Raw genomic sequence first — 23,032 nt, forward strand, 5'->3', positions numbered from 1 at the left:
GATATAAAGATTTAAAGAACTCGTTAGTTTAACTAGCGAGTTCTTGTTTTTTTAAAGGATTTATAGATTGATAAACCTTATTTTCAGATATTAAAAATCTATGGGCTCCAATTTTTAAAATATTTTAAAAAATGGTATCTTCGCAACTCACTTCAATAAATAAAAATTTTAATAAAAAAATGTCAGATATAGCAAAATTACAAATTGGCGAAAACAGCTATGAGTTTCCACTTATAGAAGGAACAGAGAATGAGGTAGCAATTGATATTAAAACTTTAAGAGGAGCTACTGGAGGGGTTGTAACTATAGACCCTGGATATAAGAATACAGGTTCTTGCCAAAGTGCTATTACATTTTTGAATGGAGAAGAAGGAGTATTGAGATATAGAGGTTATTCTATTGAGGAGTTAGCTGAAAAAGCAGACTTTTTAGAAGTAGCTTATTTATTAATTTTTGGAGAGTTACCAACAAAAGAACAGTTAGATAAATTCTACGGTGATATTTTAGATCAAGCAATAGTAGATGATGATATTAAAAAGATTATAGATGCATTTCCAAAGAATGCGCACCCAATGGGAGTTTTATCGTCATTAACATCTGCTTTAACTGCATTTAACCCAACGTCGGTTAATGTAGAGTCTGAAGAAGATATGTACAATGCAATTGTAAAGATTATGGGTAAATTACCTGTATTAGTTGCTTGGACAATGCGTAAGAAACAAGGATTGCCGTTACATTATGGTTCTCGTAAATTAGGATATGTAGAGAATGTTTTAACAATGATGTTCCAAAAGCCTAATGACGAGTATGAGTTAAATCCGATTTTAATAAATGCTTTAGATAAGTTATTAATATTACATGCAGATCATGAGCAAAACTGTTCTACATCTACAGTACGTATTGTAGGATCTTCTCATGCTGGATTATTTGCTTCATTATCTGCCGGAATCTCTGCATTATGGGGACCTTTACACGGTGGGGCTAACCAAGCAGTATTAGAAATGCTTGAAGCTATTAAAGAAGATGGTGGAGATACTAAGAAATACATGGCGAAAGCGAAAGACAAATCTGATCCTTTCCGTTTAATGGGATTCGGACACAGAGTATATAAGAATTTCGATCCACGTGCAAAGATTATTAAAGTTGCTGCAGATGAAGTATTAGCTGATTTAGGTGTTCAAGATCCAGTATTAGATATTGCTAAAGGTTTAGAGCAAGAAGCATTAAGTGATCAGTATTTTGTAGATCGTAAATTATATCCAAATGTAGATTTCTACTCTGGAATTATTTATAGAGCTATGGGAATTCCTGTAGAGATGTTTACAGTTATGTTTGCTTTAGGTCGTTTACCAGGATGGATTGCTCAATGGAGAGAAATGCGTTTACGTAAGGAACCAATTGGACGTCCACGTCAGATTTATACTGGTGAGAACTATAGACCATTTGTAAAATTAGAAGATAGATAAAAAAATAAAAATGTCATTTAAAAGCCTTTAAGTGACATTTTTTGTTGAACTTATTTCAGATGAAAGAAATAAAACTTATAAAAAACAGATCAGATATTGGAGCAGGAACTCGTGGTTCTGATATGGGAGTTGATGCAATTGAAATAGCTGCAATCAATAAAGAAAACGATTATTTCAATCGATATGATTTTGAAGATGTGATTACAGAAAATGAATCTATTTACAATAAAGTAAATAACTCATTTGGAAAACAAATTGAAAGTGTTTTTAATCAATGTAAACGATTAAGTAATCATGTTAAGGTAAACTTACAAGAAGGGAAGTTTCCTTTAGTGTTATCGGGAGATCACTCTTCTGCTTTAGGTACTATTAGTGGTATTAAGGCAGCAAACCCAAACAAAAGATTAGGAGTTGTATGGATTGATGCTCATGGAGATTTGCATACACCATATACCTCGCCTTCAGGAAATATTCATGGAATGCCTTTAGGGGCAGCAATTAATGACGATAATTTAGATTGTCAAATCAATGATATTGATCGAGAAACAGCTGAGTACTGGGATCGTATGAAGAACATTGGTGTTTTAGGGCAAAAAGTGTTACCAGAAGATGTTGTATTCTTTGGAGTTAGAGACACAGAAGAACCAGAAGACAAACAAATAGCAAAATATGGAATCAAAAATTACATGGTTGCTGAAGTACGTTATAGAGGACTGGAAACTTGTGTAAATGAAGCACTAGATAGTTTAAAAGATTGTGATATTATTTACGTGTCTTTTGATGTAGATGCAATGGATTGTGATATGATTTCATATGGTACAGGAACTCCAGTACCTAAAGGATTTGATCAGTTTGAAATTATCGAAATTATTAATCAGTTATTGAGAAGTAATAAAGTAGCTTGTTTAGAGTTTGTAGAGGTGAACCCTCTATTAGATCTAAAAGGAAACAAAATGGCTGAAACAGCTTTTGATGTCCTTGAAAAAGTAACTAAAACAATAGAGTCTTTATAATATAGATTCTTTTTAAAAATATAGAGCGAACCAATTTGGTTCGCTTTTTTTATATCTTCGCTTTGTTAAACAAAATAAACATTTATATTTGTTGCGTAAACTTTAGGAGTAGCTAGTTCGCTAGTTTGAGAAATATCCTTTGAACCTGATATGGTTAACACCAGCGTAGGGAAAAGTTGATACTACTTATTAGTATAGTATATATAAGGTTGTAAACCTGTTATACATCTTCTATAGTTTACTTTAAAGATTTTTATATCATGATTATAAAAGTAAACGAATCTCCAAGAGAAATTTCAAATACAAGCTCGTTACAAGAATTGATAAACGAACTGCAAATCTCAACTAATGGAATAGCTATTGCCATTAATAATAGTGTCATTAAAAAGGAAGATTGGCTTTCGTATTCACTTCAAGAAGATGATAATGTATTGATTATTAGATCTACCCAAGGAGGATAACCACATAGAAAATATTCATAGAAAAAATACTAACAACCTTACTAATGAAGAAAAAAGACACAGCTCCTAAACAAGATGGAGTAACTAGAAAACCATTTCCAAATTCAAACAAAATATACGTTTCAGGAAAGATACATCCGCAAATTAGTGTAGCCATGAGAGAGATTGAACTCAACGACACGGTGGATGCAATGACTAAAAAAAGAACTCCAAATGAACCAGTAACAGTATATGATACTTCTGGGCCTTATACAGATCCGAATAAAGAAATTAATATTCATAATGGATTAGAACGTATTCGTGAAGAATGGATAAATGAAAGAGGAGATGTAGATACATTAGAAAACTTTACTTCAACATATTGTAATGAACGTTTAAACGATGAAAGTTTAGATCATCTACGTTTTAATTTAAAACATAAACCAAAAAGAGCTAAAGAAGGAAGTAATGTTACGCAAATGCATTATGCAAAGAAGGGAATTATAACTCCTGAAATGGAATATGTAGCTATTCGAGAGAATCAACGAATAGATGAGATGACTCTATTGTCTAAGCAACATCCCGGGCAAGATTTCGGAGCGAATATTCCAGAGAAAATTACACCAGAATTTGTTAGAGATGAAATAGCAAGAGGAAGGGCGGTAATTCCATCAAATATTAATCACCCAGAAGCAGAACCAATGATTTTGGGAAGAAACTTCTTAGTGAAAATTAATGCAAATATTGGTAATTCTGCTACAACATCTTCTATAGAAGAGGAAGTAGAAAAGGCCGTTTGGGCTTGTCGTTGGGGAGCTGATAATATCATGGATTTATCTACAGGTAAGAATATTCATGAAACAAGAGAATGGATTATTCGTAATTCGCCAGTACCAGTAGGAACCGTACCAATTTATCAAGCTTTAGAAAAGGTTAATGGAGTAGCAGAGGATTTAACATGGGAGATTTTTAGAGATACTTTAATTGAACAAGCTGAACAAGGAGTAGATTATTTCACAATTCACGCTGGAGTACGATTAGCTTATGTACCAATGACTGCAAAACGTATTACAGGAATTGTATCTCGTGGAGGATCTATCATGGCTAAATGGTGTTTAGCACATCATAAAGAAAGTTTCTTATACACTCATTTTGAAGAGATTTGTGAGATTATGAAGGCTTATGATGTTGCTTTCTCATTAGGAGACGGATTACGTCCAGGATGTATAGCCGATGCTAATGATGAAGCACAATTTGCAGAATTAGAAACTTTAGGTGAGTTAACAAAAATAGCTTGGAAACATGAAGTACAGTGTTTCATTGAAGGACCGGGACACGTACCAATGCATATGATCAAAGCAAATATGGACAAACAGTTAGAAGCTTGTGGAGAAGCACCATTTTATACTTTAGGACCTTTAACAACTGATATTGCTCCGGGGTATGACCATATAACTTCTGGAATTGGAGCGGCTATGATTGGATGGTATGGGACGGCAATGTTGTGTTACGTGACTCCTAAAGAACATTTAGGTTTACCAAACAAGGATGATGTACGAACTGGGGTAGTTACTTATAAGTTAGCCGCGCATGCAGCAGATTTAGCAAAAGGGCATCCTGGAGCACAACATAGAGATGATGCTTTAAGTAAGGCTCGTTTTGAATTCCGTTGGGAAGATCAATTTAATTTAAGTTTAGATCCAGAGTTAGCAAGAGAATATCACGATGAAACTTTACCAGCTGAAGGGGCTAAGATTGCACACTTTTGCTCTATGTGTGGACCTAAATTCTGTTCAATGAAAATTACACAAGAAGTAAGAGATTATGCGGCTAAGAAAGAATTAGAATCTCAAGTAGCTATTGAGGAAGGGATGAAGGAAAAATCAGAAGAATTTAAAAACAAAGGTTCGGAGGTATATCTATAGAAATTTAGCTGAAGTATTATGAATTACGAATTACAATAAGTTAAATTCGTAATTCATAGTTTAAATAGAAATATATGATCGTTTTAATAGCTCCAGAAAAAGATATAGAAAATGAAATAGCAATCTTACATCAATTATTTGATGCGGGTTTGGAATATTATCATTTTAGAAAACCTCATAAAAATCTTGAGGAGCATGTGGAGTATTTAAATCAGATAGATTCGAAGTATCATAACAGAATCATAGTTCATTATTTTCATGAATTATTAGATAAATTTAATTTGAAAGGAGTTCATCTACAAGAACAACCAAGAATTGATTTAGGAAAAGAACTGAAAGATTATGTAGACGGTTATATGAGCAAAGGAAAAACAGTAAGTAGTTCTTTTCATGAACCTGAAGTTTTGGATGCTTGTGAGGTGAAATTTGACTATCATTTATTAAGTCCTGTGTTTTCGTCCATATCAAAACAAGGGTATGAAGGGAGAGGTTTTGATGTAAATCATATTGATAAATTCATTGTAGGAATGGGAGGTGTTAATTCTGAAACAATTTCAAAGACTCTAGTATTAGGCTTTAAAGGAATTGGAGTTTTAGGAGGTGTTTGGAATGCATCTAATCCAGTGGATAGTTTTAAAGAGATAAAGAGAGTTTTTGAAGAAAATAAGTAGAATCAACTAAGCTTTGAAGATGAATGAATACATATTAACGATAGCTGGATTTGATCCTTCGAGTGGAGCTGGGCTTACTTCAGATATTAAAACATTTGAAGCACATGATTTATATGGATTATCGGTTTGTACAGCTGTAACTGTACAAAATGATATCGGCTTTAAAGATTGTATTTGGATAAAAGAAACTGTAATTCTTAATCAAATTCAAACTTTATTTGAACGTTTTTCTATTTCGGTAGTGAAAATTGGAATAGTCGAATCTTGGAATGTATTACTAAATATTCAAAAACTATTAAAAAGACTAAATCCAGAGATTGTCATAGTACTGGATCCTGTTTTAAAAGCAAGTGCAGGATTTAATTTTCATAATAATAGCGCGATGGACGTTTTTGAGAATGTTTTAGAAAACTGTGATTTTATTACACCCAATTATGAAGAGATCCAATCATTATTTCCTGAAAAAACCATAGAGGAAACAATTGAATTTCTTTCAGAAAGAACTAACATATATTTAAAAGGCGGACATAGAGAAGATAAAAAGGGATGGGATGAAGTGTATCATAGTAAAATAGTACAACTGAATTTACCTCCTATAGAAAATTTTGTATACGAAAAACACGGTAGTGGTTGTGTATTATCATCAGCATTAGCATCAAATCTTCATAAAGGAATTCTTCTTGAAGATGCCGTAAAAAATGCCAAAGTATATACAGAACGATTTTTAAACTCTAATATTAGCCTTTTAGGAAACCATCAATATTCATGATAAGTAAATTACACTATATAACTCAAGGAGATACACCAGAAGTTCATTTAGAACATATACAAAGAGCTTGTTCATATGGAGCAGAATGGGTACAATTACGATTAAAGAATCTCAATGAAAAAGCAATTCTTGAAACCGCTAAAGAAGCTAGAACTATTACTAGTCATTTCCAAACAAGGTTGATTATTAATGATTTTTACAAGATTGCAAAAGAAGTAAATGCAGATGGGGTACACTTGGGAAAGAAAGATACATGCCCTGAAAAAGCAAGAAGATATTTAGGAGACTTTTATACTATTGGAGGTACTGCAAATACAATAGAAGATTGTAGAGACTTAATAAAGAAAAAAGTTGATTATATAGGACTTGGACCGTTTCAATTTACAGAGACAAAGAAGAACTTGAGTCCAGTTTTAGGACTAAAAGGATATGAACTTATAATAGAAGAGCTAAAGGCTAGTACTCCTATTATTGCTATTGGAGGGATAACGGTTAACAATGTTCCTTCTTTACTAAAAGCAGGTGTGCATGGGGTTGCAGTTTCTAGAGAGATAACCCAAAACTTCGGTTCAATTCCTGCATTTCATAAACTGTTAAATACAGGAAGTTCGCAAGATCAAGTATATAGGTTTGATTAGTATTAAGCCATTAAAAACAAAACAATGACAACATTACAACTAGCAGATAAAACGTTTAATTCACGATTATTTACAGGAACTGGAAAGTTTAGTTCCTCGCAAAAAATGCAAGAAGCTTTATTAGCTTCAGAAAGTGAACTTATAACAGTAGCATTAAAAAGAGTAGATGTTCAAAATGAAGAGGACGATATTTTAACGCACTTAAATCATAAAAGAATAAACTTATTACCCAACACGTCTGGAGTAAGAACAGCAAAAGAAGCTGTTTTTGCAGCTGAGTTATCGAGAGAAGCTTTAGAAACCAATTGGTTAAAATTGGAAATTCATCCAGACCCTAAGTATCTATTACCAGATCCTATTGAAACTTTAAAAGCAGCAGAAGAGTTGGTGAAAAAAGGGTTTGTAGTAATGCCATATATTCATGCTGATCCAGTATTATGTAAAAGATTGGAAGAAGTAGGAACTCAATGTGTAATGCCATTGGGAGCGCCTATTGGAAGTAATAAAGGGTTAAAAACATTGGAGTTTTTAGAAATTATTATAGAACAATCAAATGTACCAGTTGTGGTTGATGCAGGTATTGGTTCACCATCGCACGCAGCACATGCAATGGAATTAGGTGCAGACGCAGTTTTGGTAAATACAGCAATCGCAGTATCACAAAATCCGGCGGCAATGGCAAAAGCTTTTAAAATGGCAGTTGAAGCAGGTAGAATGGCATACGAAGCCAAACTAGCTCCTGTAAAACAACATGCAGAAGCAAGTAGTCCATTGACCTCATTTTTAAGTTAAATATAGTTATTAGTAAGCATAGATTTTGGTATGAGTTTAGAAGAGCCTATAGTAACTAATAGTTTTAAAGATGTTTTTGATTTATATGATTGGGATACTACTTTGACTAGTATTCTTTCAAAAACACCTGAGGATGTTAAGCGTGCCTTAGAAAAAGAAAGAAGAGATTTAGAAGATTTTAAAGCGTTAATTTCTCCTGCAGCGAAACCTTATATAGAACAGATGGCACAAAAGAGTAGTATACTAACTAAGAAAAGGTTTGGTAATACTATTCAAATGTATGCACCCATTTATTTAAGTAATGAATGTCAGAATATTTGTACCTACTGTGGGTTTAGTTTAACTAATAAGATTCCAAGACGTACTCTAACAGATAATGAGATACTACAAGAAGTAGCATTTTTAAAAGAAAAAGGCTACGATCATATTTTATTAGTTACTGGTGAGGCAAATAGAACTGTCGGTGTAGACTATATAAAAAATGCCATTCAATTAATTAAATCGCAATTTTCTAATATAACCATCGAGGTGCAGCCATTAGACCAAGACGAATATGGACAGTTAATTGAAAGCGGATTATATGCAGTATTGGTATATCAAGAAACATATCACAAACAAGAATATAAAAAGCATCATCCAAAAGGGAAAAAGTCAAATTTCCAATATCGATTAGATACACCTGATAGATTAGGGAAAGCAGGAATTCATAAAATAGGTCTTGGAGCATTATTTGGATTGGAAGACTGGAGAGCTGATAGCTTTTTTACCGCATTACACTTAAAATACTTACAGAAGAATTATTGGAAAACAAAATATTCAATATCATTTCCTAGACTTCGACCTCATTCTGGAGGATTAGAGCCTAAAGTAGAGATGACAGATGCAGATTTAGTACAGTTGATTTGTGCATTTCGATTATTTGATGAAGATGTGGAATTATCAATGTCAACACGAGAAAGTGAAGTATTTAGAAATAATATTGTAAAGCTTGGAGCTACCTCAATGAGTGCTGAATCAAAGACCAATCCAGGAGGATATAGCGTTGAACCTCAATCATTGGAACAATTTGAAATTTCAGATGAAAGAAGTACGGAAGAAATAGTTCAAATGTTAAAAAATCAAGGATTGGAAGTTGTATGGAAAGATTGGGAACATTTTAGTTAATTTTGAGTTTGAATAGTAAACTTGTCAGATAACAAATGCTAGAGTTAACATTAGAAGAACAAAAACAATACAATAGGCACCTAATTTTAGATAAAATTGGAAAGGAAGGGCAGTTAAAATTAAAACAAGCGAAGGTTTTAGTTATTGGAGCAGGAGGATTAGGTTGTCCGATATTACAGTATTTAACGGCAGCAGGAGTTGGTACCATTGGTATAATTGATCATGATTTAGTAGATCAAAGTAACTTACAAAGACAAATTTTATATACTACCGATGACGTTGGTAAATCAAAAGCAGCATCGGCTGCATTTCGATTAGAAAAGTTAAATCCTTATGTGAATTTTGTAGTTTATAAAGAACAGTTAACAAATAAAAATGCATTGTCATTATTCGCTAAATACGATATAATAGTTGATGGTAGTGATAATTTTGCTACACGCTATTTAACCAATGATGCAGCTATTATAACTAAGAAACCTTTGGTGTATGGAGCTATCTTTAAATTTGAAGGACAAGTAAGTGTATTTAATTATAAAGGAAGTGCTTCGTATAGATGCTTGTATCCAACACCGCCAAAACCAGAAGAATCTCCAAATTGTTCAGAGATAGGGGTATTAGGAGTTTTGCCTGGGATTATAGGAAGTTTACAAGCAAGTGAAACCATTAAAATTATTTGTGGAATAGGAGAGGTTTTAGCAAATAAGTTGTTGATGTTTGATACACTGAGTATGCGACAAATGATGTTGAAATATGAAAAGACTTCTCAAACAGAAATAGACAAATTAGAAGAAGATTATGAGTTTTTCTGTGGAATTCGAAAAGCAAGTAAGGAAATTACACAGCAAGAATTAGAAGAGAATATTAATAGCTATAATTTGTTAGATGTTCGCGAAACATGGGAACGAGAAGAGTATCATATTGGAGGGCAGCATATTCCTTTAGGAGAATTAGAACATAGATTTTCAGAATTAAAAACCGATAAACCAGTTGTTGTGTATTGTAAATCTGGAAAACGTAGTTCTAGAGCTATTGAATTTTTGGAAAGTAAATTAAAAACACCTGACTTTATCAATTTAAAATCAGGTGTGAAATAGAGTATTTAGTTAATTTCTTTAGCGTCTATATAATAATTTCTATCAGGAACAATAGAATCAGATGTTATAGAAACTGTTTGCCATTGTTCTGTTGGTTGTAAGACAATCTCTTTTTTACCATCTTTGATTTTAATAGGCATATCAAAGCCTTTAACAGTATTGGCCCAGCGAAATTTTAGATTTCCTTTATGAATCTGGTATTCCAAAATAGGGATTTCAGTAGTACGTAAATACTGATCAAAAACTTTACTGAAATCTATACCAGATTGTTTGGAAATATAATTTTCAATTTGTTTCGTAGTAACAGTTTGATGATAAAAAGTTTTGTTTAGTCCACGTAAAATGTTTCGCCAAGTATCATCATTATCAATAATAGTTCTAATGGTATGAAGCATGTTAGCGCCTTTGTAATACATGTCTCCAGAACCTTCATTGTTTACGTCGTATTTACCAATAATAGGTTTGTCATTTTGAATATTTCTTCGAGTTCCTATAACATAATCTGCTGCAGCTTTTTTTCCATAATAATAATCTAAAAACAAATTTTCAGAATAGGCAGTAAAGCTTTCATGAATCCACATATCTGCAATATCTACATTGGTTATATTGTTAGCAAACCATTCATGTCCTGCTTCGTGAATAATTATAAAATCAAATTTTAATCCCCATCCAGTACCAGATAAATCTCTACCTAAATATCCTTTTTTATACTGATTTCCATAGGTAACAGAACTTTGATGTTCCATTCCTAAATAAGGTACTTCTACTAATTTGAAACTATCCTCATAAAAAGGGTATTTACCAAACCAATGCTCAAAGGCTTTCATCATTTTAGGAGCATCTTTAAAATGTTCCTTAGCTTTATCTAAATTGTCTCTAAGTACATAATACTCCATGTCCAATACTCCATCCTCTCCTTGGTATTTTTCAGAAAAATGTACGTAATCACCAATATTTACATTTACTCCGTAGTTATTAATAGGGTTGTTTACAAACCAATGATAAGTAGTCGTATGATCAGTATGAGGTTCAACTTTACGAAGTCTTCCGTTAGAAATATTCATTAAGTTTTTAGGAACACGTACGCTAATGGCCATACTATCTACTTCATCATACATATGATCTTTATTTGGCCACCAAATACTGGCACCTAAACCTTGACAAGAGGTTGCTACAAAATGATTCCCGTTTGAATCCTTTTTCCATGAAAAACCGCCATCCCATGGAGCTCTAATAGCTTCTTTTGGATGACCTTCATAATACACATCAATACTTTGAATAGAACCTCTTTCTTGTGGAGAATTTAATTTTACAAAATGCGCGTTTCCTTCAGAAATAACCTCTAGTTTTTTTCCATCTTGTAATACTTTGATGATTTTTAAAGGAGGTTGTAAATCAACCTGTAGTCTGTTATTCGATTGTAAAACTTTATACTGAATAGTGTTTTTACCAGATAAAAACTTTTTATTCGGATTAACTTCAATATCTAAGTGATAGTAAGTTAAATCCCACCAAGACCTTTCAGGGGTAATAGAACCTCTTAAGGAATCTTGACGTGTGAAATTTCCTTGTTTAGAATTTAATAAACCATCTTTTTGAGCTGAGATCTTACATGAAATTATAAAAATGCTTAAAAAGATAATAAGGGGAGTTTTATTGAGCATAGTCAGAAACTTAAGTTGAGTGCTAAGATAAGTTTTTAAACTGTTCTTTTATTTTAGATATTTGCTGAAAATTTACTCAATGCAAAAAATTGTATTAATTACTGGAGCTTCATCAGGAATAGGAAAGGCCATAGCTACTTATCTTCATGAAAAAAAGTATAAAGTTTATGGAACAAGTAGAAATCCTCAAAATTTAAGTGTTCCGTTTTCTACGGTTGCTTTGGATGTAACGAATGTAGATACTATTCAAAAAGCCATAGAAGAAGTTGTGTCTAAAGAAGGTAGAATTGACGTACTAATAAATAATGCAGGAAAGGGAATTACCGGACCAATTGAAGATACACCTACCGATGAAATGCGAGCGAATTTTGAAACCAATTTTTTTGGAGCTATTGAGGTAATGAAGGCGGTTTTACCAACTATGAGAAATCAGGGAAGCGGATTAATCATTAATACAACTTCAATTGCAGGATATATGGGCCTACCTTTTAGAGGTATTTATTCAGCCAGTAAAGGAGCATTAGAATTGGTAACGGAAGCATTAAGTATGGAAGTTAAACAATTTGGAGTTAAAGTTGTAAATGCTGCACCTGGTGATTTTGCTACTAATATTGCAGCCGGAAGATATCATACTCCTGTTTTTGAAGAATCGGCATACAAAGAAAAATATGCTGAAAACTTGGCATTAATGGATGAGCATGTAGATTCTGGAAAAGATCCAATATTAATGGCAAAGGCAATTGAAAAGATTATAGAAACTAAAAACCCTAAGATTCATTATAAAATAGGAGCTTTTATGGAAAAATTCTCAATTGTTTTAAAAAGAGTATTGCCAGATAAAGTTTATGAAAAGCTTTTGATGAATCACTACAAGCTATGAGAATAAAAGCAACAATTATATTAATACTATTCTCACTAGTTCTTTCTGCACAAAATATTGAAGGAAAATGGTTAATGAGCTTTGAGGAGAGTATTAACACAAATTCAGTTCCTGAAATATATATCATGGAATTTAAAAATGGAGTTGCAAAAGCATTTGATTTTGATTTTGATAAACTAGTAGAAAAAGAAAGAAAGTTTAAAGTTACTAGAGAAACTATAGATATTGATGATGAAGAGGGTGTTGTAAGCTTGCCTTACAGGTTTATTAATGATAATGTTCTAGAAGTTGTTCACCCAATGAGTAATGGAAAAGGAACACAATTTAAACTTCCAATAATTTACTTTAGAATACAACCTACAAAAACTTCATTATCCAAAGAAGAAATAGAAAATACTTTATATAAAACAGAAATAGGTACTATTTCTTTTGAAAAGAGTTTAGAGAACTATTTGTTAAAAGTTAAAGAGGAGGATTTTAACTTTTTTAATGAAAGGTTTTTTATTGAAAAATTGGATGATACTTTTGTTATTTCGAGTTATCAATATGGAAAAAGAAATAAGATAACTTTGATTAAAGAAGTAGATAATAATGGTTTAGTATTGGTTGGAGGTAATGAAAAACCCTATCTATTGACTTTAAAAAAGGTGAAAGCTAAAAATTAGGTGTTTACACGTGATATTTATATTAAGCTAAGTATCTTTGTTCCTTAAATTATTCTATTAATCGAACACAACTATTTAATACAATATATACATGAAATTTTTTATTGATACTGCAAACTTAGATCAGATTAGAGAAGCGCAAGCTTTAGGTATTTTAGATGGAGTTACTACAAACCCATCATTAATGGCTAAAGAAGGGATTACTGGAGAAGAAAATATTAAGAATCATTACAAAGCTATTTGTGAGATTGTTGATGGTGATGTTTCTGCAGAGGTAATTTCTACTGATTTTGAAGGAATGGTAAAAGAAGGTGAAGCATTAGCAGCTTTACACCCACAAATTGTGGTAAAATTACCAATGATTGCTGATGGAGTAAAAGCTTGTAAGTATTTTTCTGATAAAGGAATTAAAACAAACGTTACATTAGTATTTTCTGCAGGACAAGCTTTATTAGCTGCAAAGGCAGGAGCAACATATGTATCTCCATTTATTGGTCGTCTAGATGATATTTCTACAGATGGATTAAACTTAATTGAAGAAATCCGTACGATTTATGATAACTATATGTTCGATACAGAAATCTTAGCAGCTTCTGTTCGTCATACAATGCATATTATTGATTGTGCTAAGCTTGGTGCTGATGTAATGACTGGACCTTTAAGTGCAATTTCTGGATTATTAAAGCATCCATTAACAGATATCGGTTTAGAGAAATTCTTAGCAGATTATAAAAAAGGAAACTAATCAACATTGTTGATTTTATATACTAAATGTCATTTCGTTTTCCGAGATGACATTTTTTAGCTTAAACATATGTACCCAAAAAAAGAATTAGCACAACTAGTAATCTCAGCATGTCATCAATTTTCTATTGATACGGTAGTTATTTCTCCAGGTTCGAGAAATGCTCCTTTAACGATAGGCTTTTCAAACCATTCAGCTATAGAAACACTTAGTGTAGTTGATGAACGATGTGCGGCTTTTTTTGCCATGGGTATTGCACAACAAAAGAGAAAACCAGTTGCCATTGTGTGTTCTTCTGGTTCTGCTTTATTGAATTATTATCCTGCTATTGCGGAGGCTTTTTATAGTCAAATTCCATTGATCGTTATTTCGGCAGATAGGCCAAAACATTTAATAGATGTTGGAGATGGACAAACGATTCGTCAAGAGAATGTGTTTGAAAATCATATTTTGTTTTCTGCCAATTTGGTAGAAGGGAAAACAGAGGAGAACAAATCCTTGATAACAGAAGCGTTACAAATTTCAAAAACTCAAATGGGACCTATACATATCAATGTTCCTTTTGATGAACCTTTATATGAAACGGTAGCAGAATTAAGCGATTTTGATTTTTCTGATGTTATTTCAAATGAGCCAAAACAAGTTACAAAGTTTGAAACATTAGCTTCAATTTGGAATAGGTCTGCTAAAAAAATGATTTTAGTAGGAAGTAACTATCCTGATATTGAATTGCAAAAAGCCTTAGAAGTATATGCAGAAGATGAATCTGTTTTAATTTTTACAGAAACCACTTCTAATTTGTACCATTCAAAGTTTATCAATTCAATAGATAAGCTCATATTCCCGCTTTCAGATCAAGAATACGAAGAACTACAACCTGATGTTTTAGTAACATTGGGAGGGTTGGTTATTTCAAAAAAAATAAAACAGTTTTTAAGGAAGTATCAGCCCAAGCAGCATTGGCATATAGATGAACTTAGGGCCTTTGATACTTACTTTACTTTAAATGAATTTATACAAGAAGACCCTGTTGAGGTTTTAAACAAGTTCTTGGAATTTACTGAAAAAGTAGATAGTAATTATCAATCTAAGTGGTTATTAAAGAAAGAACAAAGGGCTGTGAAACATCAAGCGTATTTGTCAGACTGTGAATATTCAGATTTAAAAGTTTTTGAAGCTGTTTTAAAGACTATTCCAGATGCGAGTCAAGTACAGATAAGTAATAGTTCTACAATTCGCTATTCACAATTGTTTGATGTAAATCCAACATTAAGAATATTCTGTAACCGAGGAACGAGTGGTATTGATGGTAGTACAAGTACAGCAGTAGGAGCAGCTTTTGCCGATGATGAGCAAACGATATTTATCACAGGGGATTTAAGTTTCTTCTATGATAGTAATGCGTTATGGAATAGTAATATTCCAAAGAACTTCAGAATAATAATTCTGAACAATGCTGGAGGAGGAATTTTTAGATTTATTCCTGGTCCTTTAACAACAAATGCTACAGAATATTTTGAGACTCCACATAATCTTACAGCATCGCATTTGGCGAAAATGTATAACTTTGAGTATCTAGCTGTAAAAGATAGTATAACATTAGAAAAAGAGTTGAACAGTTTCTATACAGAATCTGAGCATCCAAAGATAATGGAGGTATTTACTCCAAAAGAAATTAATGATGTAGTTTTAAAGAACTACTTTAAAAACTTATAAGATGGAATTAAAGGAAGGTGATAAGGTTGATTTAGTAATAGGAGTTCAATCTACATTAGGATACTCTGTATTAATTAATGAAGAGGTAGAAGGTTTATTATATAATAACGAGGTTTTCAACGATGTTGAAGAAGGAATGAGAACAGTAGGTTATGTAAAGAAGCTTAGAGAAGATGGTAAGATAGATGTAGCTTTGCGTCCACAAGGGTTTAAGAATGTTATAGATGAAGATGTTGAGAAGGTTTTGTCAAAGTTAAAAGAGAAGGGGTATTTGTTATTAACAGATAAAAGTTCACCAGAATCTATTAAGTTTCATTTACAAATGAGTAAAAAAGCTTTTAAGAGAGCTATAGGGAAATTATATAAAGAAAGAAAAATATCTTTGAACGAAGATGGAATAGAATTAAAATAGAATTTAAAATAAAGACTATGAAAAAGATTTTTACTACACTTTTATTAATTGTTGCTTTTACAAGTAATGCACAGTTTCAAGAGAATATCGATTCAGGTAGACCTGGAAATTCTTTTAGTGTGTTTACGGTTGGAAAAAATGTGTTTCAAATAGAATCTGGTTTAGATTTTTATAATGAAGGAAATCAATTTTTTTCTAACTCTTTTTTTAGATTTGGAATAACAGAAAGTATTGAATTAAATTCAGGATTATTATACAACTTTACTTCAGGTAGTGAGGGAGTATCAAGTTATTATGCAGGAGCCAAGTTTCATTTTTTTGAAGGAGATAATATGCTACCATCAACAGCATTTCAAATTGGAGTAGGTATTCCTAAAGATGCTAATGATGAATCTTTTGTAAATGCACTATTTATTATGAATTTTCCTTTTAGTGAAAGATTATCGACGACATTTAACTTTGGGGCTAACATGGATTTCAAGTCAAGTATGGTAAACAATATAAGTCAGTTGTTTTACGAAGGAGTGTATGCACTTAATTTTTCATATGCATTAACTAACAAGTGGACGACATTCGTTGAGACTTATGGTACTATTGATAAATTTTCGAACCCTAAGATTAAAATGAATCTAAATGCTGGGTTCTCTTATCTATTGAATAATAATTTCTTATTAGACACTCTAGTGAGTCATGGAATAAATACTGATAATAAGTTAATGGTAAGCGTTGGTTTTTCCTATAGGTTGCCATTGTAAATTAAAAAAGCCCTAAAGTAATTTAGGGCTTTTTTATTGCTATATTTTATAAGATTTTATTGATCATCTTTTTCTTGTTCTTCTTCTTGCTTCTCTTCTTCCTCAATAATCTCTTCTTCTTGTGTTTTTTGTTCAGCCTTTTGTTTGGTTAACAAATCGTTTACACGTTTGATGTTTTCATAAAAAGCATTAGCATTAGGATCTGATGGGTCCATTTTTCCAAAGGCAGCCTTGTAATAAAAATCAGACCTTTCATAGTCTTTACCCATTTCATAATACTTACCAACATAGTAATCACCAAGATGCATGTCTGGGTATTTAATCATTACAAAATCACCTAAAACACGCAAGTAATCTCCGTCTTGTTTGTCAGTTACAATACCTTCAATGGTAAAGATATCATCTAAACGAACATTTAAGTTGTTTCCGTATAAATATTCGATGTCTAAATATTTCTTTTCAACATATTTAATAGCTTCTAAAGGCTCTAAATCTTTAATTTTAGTCTCATATTCCTCTTTAGTAATCTTTGCATAAATAGAAAACATATTGGTAAAAGCTCTTGGAATGGTTTCACTAATCATAGATAGTAAACTAGGAGCATTCGGAAATTCATCAAACTTAATGTTTAAGTTTTTTGCATCAAAAGAAGATAAATAGGTATCTATTTGTTTAAAACGATCATATTGTTCTTTTTTAACATAGTTCTTATTATTACTATTATATATAAAAAACGTGTTGTCTATACTTCCAAGTCTAGAAAGAGAGTACGATTCTAAAGTTACTCCTGCCAATTCAGAATAATATGGAGAAGCACAGATATATGAATTAAAAACAGGGTTTTGCTCTTTTAAAAAGTAATTAATAAGGTTAATAGACTTTCCTTCACCTGCAATAGTTAAAAAAGGAGAAGTTCTATAAGAACCCTCTGCAAAAGGAATAACTTCTTTTTTAATAAAACGGTGGAATAATTTAGCTGTAGCAGTTAAGTCATCATTTTTAGGAACGATAGAAACATCTCTATGATAAGTTTTCTCCATATCAATTCCAATTACGATCTGTCTAGGAGCCTTGTCTACATCTGCAAACAATTTGGCGTTTCCAACATATAAATCAAATAAATAATCATCTCCTAAAATAATAGCTACAGGATAACTTAGTTCAGCGTCAGTATCATAACCTTTAGGAAGATAGATTTTTAAATTACGTTTCGCTTTTAGTTCTACAGAATTATACTCTTTTACAATAATCTCTTGTGAAAATACAAGAGCAGAAAAACTAAATGCGATTAAAAAAAATAAGTGTTTCATCGGGGATGTTTTGTTTGTTTCAAATATAAAAAAGAAAAATAAAGTTATTATGTTATTTTTGCTCAATAATATAACGATAATATTTTGGAATTATGATAAAACCAGAGTGGAAAACCGCAAAAGTTTACGAAGATATAACTTATAAAAAGAGTCATAATGTAGCACGAATTGCTTTTAACAGACCTAATGTTCGTAATGCATTTAGACCTAAAACTACCTCAGAGTTATTAGATGCTTTTCATGATGCTCATGAAGATACAAATATCGGAGTAGTATTATTATCTGCTGAAGGACCTTCTACTAAAGATGGAGTTTGGAGTTTTTGTTCTGGTGGAGATCAAAATGCACGTGGGCATCAAGGATATGTAGGAGAAGATGGATACCACCGATTAAATATTTTAGAAGTACAGCGTTTAATTCGCTTTATGCCAAAAGCGGTAATTTGTGTTGTGCCAGGTTGGGCAGTAGGAGGCGGACATAGTTTACATGTTACTTGTGATTTAACTTTAGCAAGTAAAGAGCATGCTATTTTTAAACAAACGGATGCAGATGTTACATCATTTGATGCAGGATATGGATCGGCATATTTAGCAAAAATGGTAGGACAGAAGAAAGCACGTGAGATTTTCTTTTTAGGAAGAAATTATTCAGCGCAAGAAGCATATGAAATGGGAATGGTAAACGCAGTAATACCTCATGACGAGTTAGAACAAACGGCTTTTGATTGGGCACAAGAAATACTTGCAAAATCACCAACATCTATTAAAATGTTAAAGTTTGCAATGAACTTAACAGACGATGGTATGGTAGGACAACAAGTATTTGCAGGAGAAGTAACTCGTTTAGCTTATATGACAGATGAAGCAAAAGAAGGACGTGATGCATTCTTAGAAAAACGTAAGCCAAACTTTCCAAAGACTTGGATTCCATAAATTAAATTAACCTGTCATTACGAGGAAGAATGACGACGTAATCTCATCTTAAAGATTGCTTCACTTTGTTCGCAATGACATCTTGTTTTTATAGAATGAAGATAATTTGTATTGGTCGCAATTATGCGAAACATATAGAAGAGTTAGCCAATGAAAGGCCAGAGAACCCTGTTGTTTTTTTAAAGCCAGATTCAGCTATTCTTCCTAAGAAAATGCCATTTTTTATTCCACCTTTTTCAAATGATGTACATTATGAAGTAGAAGTATTGGTGAAGATAAATAAGGTTGGAAAACACATTTCTCCAAAGTTTGCTCATAAATATTATGATACAATTGGTTTAGGAATCGATTTTACGGCTAGAGATGTGCAAGCACAATGTAAGGAAAAAGGTTTGCCATGGGAAAAAGCTAAAGCTTTTGACGGTAGTGCTATTGTTGGACAATTTTTTCCAAAGGAAGAATTTGATTTGAATAATCTATCATTCCAATTACAAAAGAATGATGAGATAGTACAAGATGGAAACACTTCTAGTATGTTGTGGAAGATTGATGAGCTGATTAGTTATGTTTCTCAATATTTCACACTTAAGAAAGGAGATTTGATTTTTACAGGAACACCTGCAGGAGTAGGAAAAGTGGAAGAGAATGACATCTTAACTGGAACTATCGAAGGTAAACAAGCTTTTCAGATTAAAGTAAAATAATAATTAATCCCGCTAAGGCGGGATTTCTTTTTAGAAGAAGTTCATGAACGCAGAAATAATTACCATAGGAGATGAAATTCTTATCGGACAAATTGTAGATACCAATTCAAAATGGATTGCTACAGAATTGAATAAAATAGGAGTCTCAGTTCATCAAATTTCATCTATTCAAGATGAAAAAAAACATATACTAAATGCTTTAAAAGAGGCAGAGAGTAGGGCAGATATTGTTATTGTAACGGGTGGGTTAGGTCCAACTAAAGACGATATCACCAAAAAAACAATTGCAGCATACTTTCAGGACAATGATGTTGTAGAGTATCCTGAAGTAATAGATAACATTAAGTACTTATTTAAAAAAGTAAACCACCCTTTTAATGAGGTGCAAAGGTATCAGGCGCAATTACCTTCAAAGGCTACCTTGTTAATGAATCATTTGGGAACGGCTCCTGGAATGTGGTTTTATGAGAACAAAACTGTTTTTGTTTCATTACCTGGTGTACCCTATGAAATGAAAGGTTTGATGACCTATAGTGTGTTGCCTAAACTTCAAGAGCAATACAAATTGCCTTTTATCATTCATAAAACAGTAATGACAGTAGGAAAAGGTGAAAGTGTTATTGCTGAACGTATTGAAGCTTGGGAAGAAAATCTTCCTAACGATATAAAATTGGCATATTTACCCTCTTTTGGTAGAGTTCGTTTACGTTTAACAGCAAAAGGAACAAATAAAGAATACTTAGAAGAAGAACTGTCGAAGCAACTCAAAGAGTTAAATGATCTAATACCCGAAATTATTGTCGGTTTAGAAGAAGAAACTTCACTAGAGCAAAAAGTAGGAGAGATTTTAAAGGGACAAGGAAAAACATTGGCAACTGCCGAAAGTTTAACAGGAGGTAAAATAGCTTCTACCTTGGTTTCCGTTCCAGGTTCGTCTGCATACTTTACAGGTAGTTTGGTTACCTATACAGCCAAATTAAAAGAACAGTTATTAAATGTCTCAAATCAAACGATAGAAAAACACACTGTTGTTAGTGCAGAAGTAGCCAAAGAAATGGCTTTAGGTTGTCTAAATTCATTACAAACTGATTATACAATTGCAGTTACAGGAAATGCAGGACCAACCACAGATAATAATGATAAGAGTGTAGGTTTGGTATATATTGCAATAGCAACAACGAAAGGTGTTGAGGTTCATGAGTTTAACTTCGGTCAGCCAAGAGAAAAAGTAATAAATAGAACAGTTACTAAATCTTTAGAGCTTTTACAGGCTATATTATTAAAATAATTAGTATTTTTGCGCCCGTTATGCTTCCAAATAGGCTAGATGCTGAGCCTAGTTTGAATAGATTAAAATAAATGAAAATTTAATCGAGAATATTTTTGCGCAATTAATTAATTTGCGTAAATTTGCACCTCGTTTAGAAATAACACTATAAAACTGTCAAGAAGATGTCTAGAGTTTGTGAATTAACAGGAAAAAAAGCGATGGTAGGTAACAACGTATCGCACGCTTTAAACAGAACTAAAAGAAAATTTAACGCTAACTTAATGACCAAGCGTTTTTATATTCCAGAAGAAGATAAGTGGATTACATTAAAAGTATCAGCTTCTGCATTAAAAAATATTAATAAAAAAGGAATCTCTGCTGTTATCAAAGAAGCTAGAGAAAAAGGTTTCTTAACAAAATAATTCCTTACTAGATAAAAATTTAGAGAGATGGCAAAAAAAGGAAACAGAGTTCAAGTTATATTAGAGTGTACTGAGCACAAAGCTTCTGGTCAACCAGGAACTTCTCGTTATATCACAACAAAGAACAAAAAGAATACTCCTGATAGAATGGAATTAAAGAAATTTAATCCAATCTTAAAGAAGATGACAGTTCATAAAGAAATTAAATAATTAGCTACGGCGTAAATTTTATATAAAATGGCAAAGAAATCAGTAGCAACGTTACAAACAGGTTCGAAAAGATTAACCAAAGCTATCAAAATGGTAAAATCTCCAAAATCAGGAGCTTATACATTTGTTGAAGCTATTATGGATCCAACACAAGTAAACGACTTTTTAGCTAAAAAGTAATTCTTGTATACAGTTTAAAGAAAAGCTACTTTCTAATGAGAGTAGCTTTTTTTATGTTTTAAAAAACTGTATTTTTGAGCGTTACCCTTCGGGTCGAGCTTTACACGCTACATGGTAGCTAGTTGCAATCCCTAACGCAAATACAAATGTTAAATGACAATTTGACTGTATTTAAAAAATGGTACAATTTTTAACGTATACCAAACGATTATAAAAGTTAAGAATGAGTTTTTTTAAAAAAATCTTTTCAAAAGAAAAAAAAGAAACCTTAGATAAAGGTTTAGAAAAGACTAAAACTAGTTTTTTCTCTAAATTATCTAAAGCGGTAGCTGGTAAAGCTAAAGTTGATGATGATGTATTAGATAATTTAGAAGAAGTATTAGTATCTTCAGATGTAGGTGTAGATACTACATTAAAGATTATTGATAGAATAGAAGAACGTGTTGCTCGCGATAAATATTTAGGAACTGATGAATTAAATCAAATTCTTAGAGAAGAAATCGCAGGATTACTTTCTGAAACCAATACGGGAGACGAAACCGAGTTTACCATTCCAAAAGATACCAAACCCTATGTGTTAATGGTGGTAGGAGTAAATGGAGTTGGAAAAACAACCACTATTGGTAAATTGGCATCTCAATTTAAAAAGAAAGGCTTAAAGGTCGTTTTAGGTGCTGCAGATACCTTTAGAGCGGCTGCAATTGATCAATTACAAGTTTGGGCAGATAGAACAGATGTTCCAATTGTACGTCAAGAAATGGGGTCTGATCCAGCATCGGTTGCTTTTGATACAGTACAATCTGGAATGAATCAAGATGCTGATGTAATTATAATTGATACAGCAGGACGTTTACACAATAAGGTAAACTTAATGAACGAATTATCTAAGATTAAAAGGGTAATGCAAAAAGTAGTGCCAGATTCACCACACGATGTTTTATTAGTATTAGATGGTTCTACTGGACAAAATGCCTTTGAGCAAGCAAAACAATTTACCAAAGCAACTGAAGTAACTTCGTTAGCAGTTACCAAATTAGACGGAACGGCAAAAGGAGGAGTGGTGATTGGAATTTCAGATCAATTCCAGATTCCGGTAAAGTACATCGGAGTTGGAGAAGGAATTGACGATTTACAAGTGTTTAATAAACACGAATTTGTAGACTCTTTTTTCAAATAGTAAAATTAATTATCTAAA

General features: G+C 32.2%; 25 protein-coding genes and 1 riboswitch. Of the genes, 23 read left to right on the plus strand and 2 right to left on the minus strand.

Annotated elements, in window-relative coordinates:
* The first annotated feature begins 179 nt into the window (after positions 1–179).
* The 10 genes from Q0873_RS00395 to moeB all read left to right on the plus strand — a co-directional run bounded on the left by Q0873_RS00395 (position 180) and on the right by moeB (position 9,972).
* A complete protein-coding gene (locus Q0873_RS00395; RefSeq protein ID WP_299103729.1) occupies positions 180–1,466 on the plus strand; it encodes a citrate synthase in 1,287 nt (428 codons plus the stop codon).
* Between the two features lie 59 nt (positions 1,467–1,525).
* Positions 1,526–2,479 carry an arginase gene (rocF, locus tag Q0873_RS00400; RefSeq protein WP_299103731.1) on the plus strand — a complete coding sequence of 318 codons (954 nt, stop codon included), beginning with the start codon at positions 1,526–1,528 and terminating at the stop codon, positions 2,477–2,479.
* Positions 2,480–2,573: 94 nt separating this feature from the next.
* A riboswitch (TPP riboswitch) is annotated at positions 2,574–2,668 on the plus strand.
* 71 nt (positions 2,669–2,739) lie between these two features.
* A complete protein-coding gene (gene thiS / locus Q0873_RS00405) occupies positions 2,740–2,940 on the plus strand; it encodes a sulfur carrier protein ThiS (protein WP_299103732.1) in 201 nt (66 codons plus the stop codon).
* A 44-nt stretch (positions 2,941–2,984) separates the two neighbouring features.
* Positions 2,985–4,844 (plus strand): phosphomethylpyrimidine synthase ThiC, encoded by a 1,860-nt coding sequence (gene thiC, locus Q0873_RS00410; protein WP_299103734.1) that lies wholly within the window; start codon positions 2,985–2,987, stop codon positions 4,842–4,844.
* A gap of 74 nt (positions 4,845–4,918) precedes the next feature.
* A complete protein-coding gene (locus Q0873_RS00415; protein WP_299103735.1) occupies positions 4,919–5,515 on the plus strand; it encodes a thiamine phosphate synthase in 597 nt (198 codons plus the stop codon).
* A 19-nt stretch (positions 5,516–5,534) separates the two neighbouring features.
* Positions 5,535–6,284 carry a hydroxymethylpyrimidine/phosphomethylpyrimidine kinase gene (locus tag Q0873_RS00420; RefSeq protein ID WP_299103736.1) on the plus strand — a complete coding sequence of 250 codons (750 nt, stop codon included), beginning with the start codon at positions 5,535–5,537 and terminating at the stop codon, positions 6,282–6,284.
* Entirely contained in the window at positions 6,281–6,922 is a 642-nt protein-coding gene (gene thiE / locus Q0873_RS00425) for a thiamine phosphate synthase (RefSeq protein ID WP_299103737.1), read from the plus strand. The genes Q0873_RS00420 and thiE overlap by 4 nt, the downstream gene beginning before the upstream one ends.
* Positions 6,923–6,946: 24 nt before the next feature.
* Positions 6,947–7,714 (plus strand): thiazole synthase, encoded by a 768-nt coding sequence (locus tag Q0873_RS00430; protein WP_299103739.1) that lies wholly within the window; start codon positions 6,947–6,949, stop codon positions 7,712–7,714.
* A gap of 30 nt (positions 7,715–7,744) precedes the next feature.
* Complete coding sequence (thiH, locus tag Q0873_RS00435; protein WP_299103740.1) at positions 7,745–8,878, plus strand: 2-iminoacetate synthase ThiH; 1,134 nt, start codon at positions 7,745–7,747, stop codon at positions 8,876–8,878.
* Positions 8,879–8,913: 35 nt separating this feature from the next.
* The gene (gene moeB, locus Q0873_RS00440; RefSeq protein WP_299103742.1) at positions 8,914–9,972 is read left to right on the plus strand and encodes a molybdopterin-synthase adenylyltransferase MoeB; all 1,059 of its coding nucleotides are present in this window, start codon (positions 8,914–8,916) and stop codon (positions 9,970–9,972) included.
* 5 nt (positions 9,973–9,977) lie between these two features.
* Here moeB and Q0873_RS00445 read toward each other — a convergent pair whose 3' ends face one another.
* The gene (locus Q0873_RS00445; RefSeq protein ID WP_299103743.1) at positions 9,978–11,636 is read right to left on the minus strand and encodes a M1 family metallopeptidase; all 1,659 of its coding nucleotides are present in this window, start codon (positions 11,634–11,636) and stop codon (positions 9,978–9,980) included.
* Between the two features lie 79 nt (positions 11,637–11,715).
* On the opposite strand from Q0873_RS00445, the gene Q0873_RS00450 reads away from it, so the two are divergent.
* From Q0873_RS00450 to Q0873_RS00475, 6 genes are all read left to right on the plus strand, one after another.
* Positions 11,716–12,516 carry an SDR family oxidoreductase gene (locus Q0873_RS00450; protein ID WP_299103745.1) on the plus strand — a complete coding sequence of 267 codons (801 nt, stop codon included), beginning with the start codon at positions 11,716–11,718 and terminating at the stop codon, positions 12,514–12,516.
* Positions 12,513–13,181, plus strand: a complete 669-nt coding sequence (locus Q0873_RS00455) for a hypothetical protein (RefSeq protein WP_299103746.1) — start codon at positions 12,513–12,515, stop codon at positions 13,179–13,181. The genes Q0873_RS00450 and Q0873_RS00455 overlap by 4 nt, the downstream gene beginning before the upstream one ends.
* A gap of 91 nt (positions 13,182–13,272) precedes the next feature.
* The gene (fsa, locus tag Q0873_RS00460; RefSeq protein WP_299103748.1) at positions 13,273–13,926 is read left to right on the plus strand and encodes a fructose-6-phosphate aldolase; all 654 of its coding nucleotides are present in this window, start codon (positions 13,273–13,275) and stop codon (positions 13,924–13,926) included.
* A gap of 69 nt (positions 13,927–13,995) precedes the next feature.
* Positions 13,996–15,642 carry a 2-succinyl-5-enolpyruvyl-6-hydroxy-3-cyclohexene-1-carboxylic-acid synthase gene (menD, locus tag Q0873_RS00465; RefSeq protein WP_299103749.1) on the plus strand — a complete coding sequence of 549 codons (1,647 nt, stop codon included), beginning with the start codon at positions 13,996–13,998 and terminating at the stop codon, positions 15,640–15,642.
* A 1-nt stretch (position 15,643) separates the two neighbouring features.
* Positions 15,644–16,054, plus strand: a complete 411-nt coding sequence (locus Q0873_RS00470; protein ID WP_299103750.1) for a DNA-binding protein — start codon at positions 15,644–15,646, stop codon at positions 16,052–16,054.
* A 17-nt stretch (positions 16,055–16,071) separates the two neighbouring features.
* Entirely contained in the window at positions 16,072–16,809 is a 738-nt protein-coding gene (locus Q0873_RS00475) for a transporter (protein WP_299103751.1), read from the plus strand.
* Positions 16,810–16,865: 56 nt separating this feature from the next.
* On the opposite strand, the gene Q0873_RS00480 is transcribed toward Q0873_RS00475, so the two are convergent.
* The gene (locus tag Q0873_RS00480) at positions 16,866–18,119 is read right to left on the minus strand and encodes a hypothetical protein (protein ID WP_299103752.1); all 1,254 of its coding nucleotides are present in this window, start codon (positions 18,117–18,119) and stop codon (positions 16,866–16,868) included.
* A gap of 92 nt (positions 18,120–18,211) precedes the next feature.
* On the opposite strand from Q0873_RS00480, the gene Q0873_RS00485 reads away from it, so the two are divergent.
* The 7 genes from Q0873_RS00485 to ftsY all read left to right on the plus strand — a co-directional run bounded on the left by Q0873_RS00485 (position 18,212) and on the right by ftsY (position 23,014).
* Complete coding sequence (locus Q0873_RS00485; RefSeq protein WP_299103753.1) at positions 18,212–19,051, plus strand: 1,4-dihydroxy-2-naphthoyl-CoA synthase; 840 nt, start codon at positions 18,212–18,214, stop codon at positions 19,049–19,051.
* Between the two features lie 95 nt (positions 19,052–19,146).
* Positions 19,147–19,755 (plus strand): fumarylacetoacetate hydrolase family protein, encoded by a 609-nt coding sequence (locus tag Q0873_RS00490; RefSeq protein ID WP_299103754.1) that lies wholly within the window; start codon positions 19,147–19,149, stop codon positions 19,753–19,755.
* Positions 19,756–19,798: 43 nt separating this feature from the next.
* Positions 19,799–21,043, plus strand: coding sequence for a competence/damage-inducible protein A (locus Q0873_RS00495; protein WP_299103755.1), 1,245 nt, complete (start codon positions 19,799–19,801; stop codon positions 21,041–21,043).
* Between the two features lie 164 nt (positions 21,044–21,207).
* Positions 21,208–21,447, plus strand: a complete 240-nt coding sequence (gene rpmB, locus Q0873_RS00500; protein ID WP_105004371.1) for a 50S ribosomal protein L28 — start codon at positions 21,208–21,210, stop codon at positions 21,445–21,447.
* 27 nt (positions 21,448–21,474) lie between these two features.
* A complete protein-coding gene (gene rpmG / locus Q0873_RS00505; protein ID WP_013070733.1) occupies positions 21,475–21,657 on the plus strand; it encodes a 50S ribosomal protein L33 in 183 nt (60 codons plus the stop codon).
* 27 nt (positions 21,658–21,684) lie between these two features.
* Positions 21,685–21,837 carry a DUF4295 domain-containing protein gene (locus tag Q0873_RS00510; RefSeq protein WP_086030136.1) on the plus strand — a complete coding sequence of 51 codons (153 nt, stop codon included), beginning with the start codon at positions 21,685–21,687 and terminating at the stop codon, positions 21,835–21,837.
* Between the two features lie 223 nt (positions 21,838–22,060).
* On the plus strand, positions 22,061–23,014 hold the full coding sequence (ftsY, locus tag Q0873_RS00515) for a signal recognition particle-docking protein FtsY (RefSeq protein WP_299103757.1): 954 nt from the start codon (positions 22,061–22,063) through the stop codon (positions 23,012–23,014).
* The last annotated feature ends 18 nt before the right edge of the window (positions 23,015–23,032 follow it).

It is taken from the genome of uncultured Tenacibaculum sp. (assembly GCF_947498805.1).
In the GTDB taxonomy this organism is placed as follows: Bacteria; Bacteroidota; Bacteroidia; order Flavobacteriales; family Flavobacteriaceae; genus Polaribacter.